The organism is Hahella ganghwensis DSM 17046, from assembly GCF_000376785.1.
Classification (GTDB): Bacteria; Pseudomonadota; Gammaproteobacteria; order Pseudomonadales; family Oleiphilaceae; genus Hahella; species Hahella ganghwensis.
Genome location: NZ_AQXX01000006.1, coordinates 1 through 1,239 on the forward strand (window position 1 = coordinate 1; position 1,239 = coordinate 1,239).

At 46.2% G+C, this 1,239-nt stretch carries 2 protein-coding genes and 2 pseudogenes; 2 read left to right on the forward strand and 2 right to left on the reverse strand.

Going from position 1 to position 1,239, the window contains the following annotated elements; genetic code table 11:
- The first annotated feature begins 114 nt into the window (after positions 1-114).
- Positions 115-537 (forward strand): LysR substrate-binding domain-containing protein, encoded by a 423-nt coding sequence (locus tag F566_RS0100060; RefSeq protein WP_083920952.1) that lies wholly within the window; start codon positions 115-117, stop codon positions 535-537.
- A gap of 65 nt (positions 538-602) precedes the next feature.
- A pseudogene (locus tag F566_RS31355) lies at positions 603-764 on the forward strand (IS256 family transposase); the annotation flags it as partial.
- 22 nt (positions 765-786) lie between these two features.
- Here the strand turns inward: F566_RS31355 and F566_RS35995 are convergent.
- A pseudogene (locus F566_RS35995) lies at positions 787-951 on the reverse strand (integrase core domain-containing protein); the annotation flags it as partial.
- 160 nt (positions 952-1,111) lie between these two features.
- A partial coding sequence (locus F566_RS38020; RefSeq protein ID WP_157496517.1) for a transposase occupies positions 1,112-1,239 on the reverse strand: 128 nt, incomplete at its 5' end.

Genomic DNA, 1,239 nt, shown 5'->3' on the forward strand with positions numbered 1-1,239 from the left:
GAAGTACCTCAATAGAGAAGGTTGTTTACCTCCTTATCTGACAACGCCTCTCTCAAAAAATCCATTGGGATTGTTTAATGGATATTTAAGCGATGAAGTGTATATAATAGATTAATTGTAAGTGATGAGTTAATTGTTGTTGCGTCCCCCGAGTTTCTATCTAAAGTTAAAGGGTGTGTGATGGAGCAGCTAGCAACAATGAGCTTGTTAACAGATCAGCATCCAAGGGTTATTACAGACTACCCCTGTTGGGAAGAGTTCTTTGAATATTTTTCAATTCCATATGTTCAGCCTTTAAGTATTACTGAATATAGTCAGCAATGGATGGTTCTGCAGGCTGCCTCTGAAGGAGAGGGTGTGGCCTTGGTAAAGCGAAGTTTAGTTAAGCAAGATATACTGAAAGGTAGCTTGGTTCAGATAGGAAAGAATGAAATAAAGTTGGAGACGGGCTACCATTTGGTATACCCTGAACAGCTTCGTAATGATCCGATTGTTACTGCCTTTGAAAATTGGATCTTGCACTGTGTTGCTGAATAGCCAGGATTGGTAGTGTTCAGAATTCTGTGTCATTTCTTTATCCTATGCAAAAAAAGAGATGACTTATGACCACACCCTCCTTCGACATGGAGGCCGTACTGCAAGCATTGCGTGAAGGCAAAGACGGTATTCTAACTCCACTGATCAAGGCGCTGACGGAAGCTGCCATGAAAGCTGAACTTGATCAGCACCTCAGCTCTGACGATCAGCCCAATGGCAAGAATGGCCCCAGTGACCTGCCCCCAGCATTTAATCCAATCGGCTCTTAGTAATGTCCATGGTTTTTGATTCGTTTTTCTCTTGTAGGATGGCTGATGCAAACTCTGAGGGTGTCTGGTACCCCAAGGAAGAATGCGGTCGCCGTTCATTGTAGTCCTGCCGCCAATCGTAAATCATTTCGCGTGCATGGGCTACTCACGAAGCCCCCGATGAGTCGGCTCACGGCCTCGTCGGGTAAGCATAAATCATTCTGGTCCTTCGCTTTCCCCGATTCCTACCGGATATTTCCGTTAAACCAAATTTCAGGCACAACTCCCCCTTACCCCGTGGTTTGGGCCGGGCCGGCCCGGAGTGACTATGTTGCTCCTAAACGCTGAACAATACCGGCAAAGAGCTCCTGATGGGGATAAGCTTCACTGAGCAGGAAACGAATGCGTCGGGTATTGCGAAGGATGACAGCTCCGATCTTCAACAGCCGGAGTC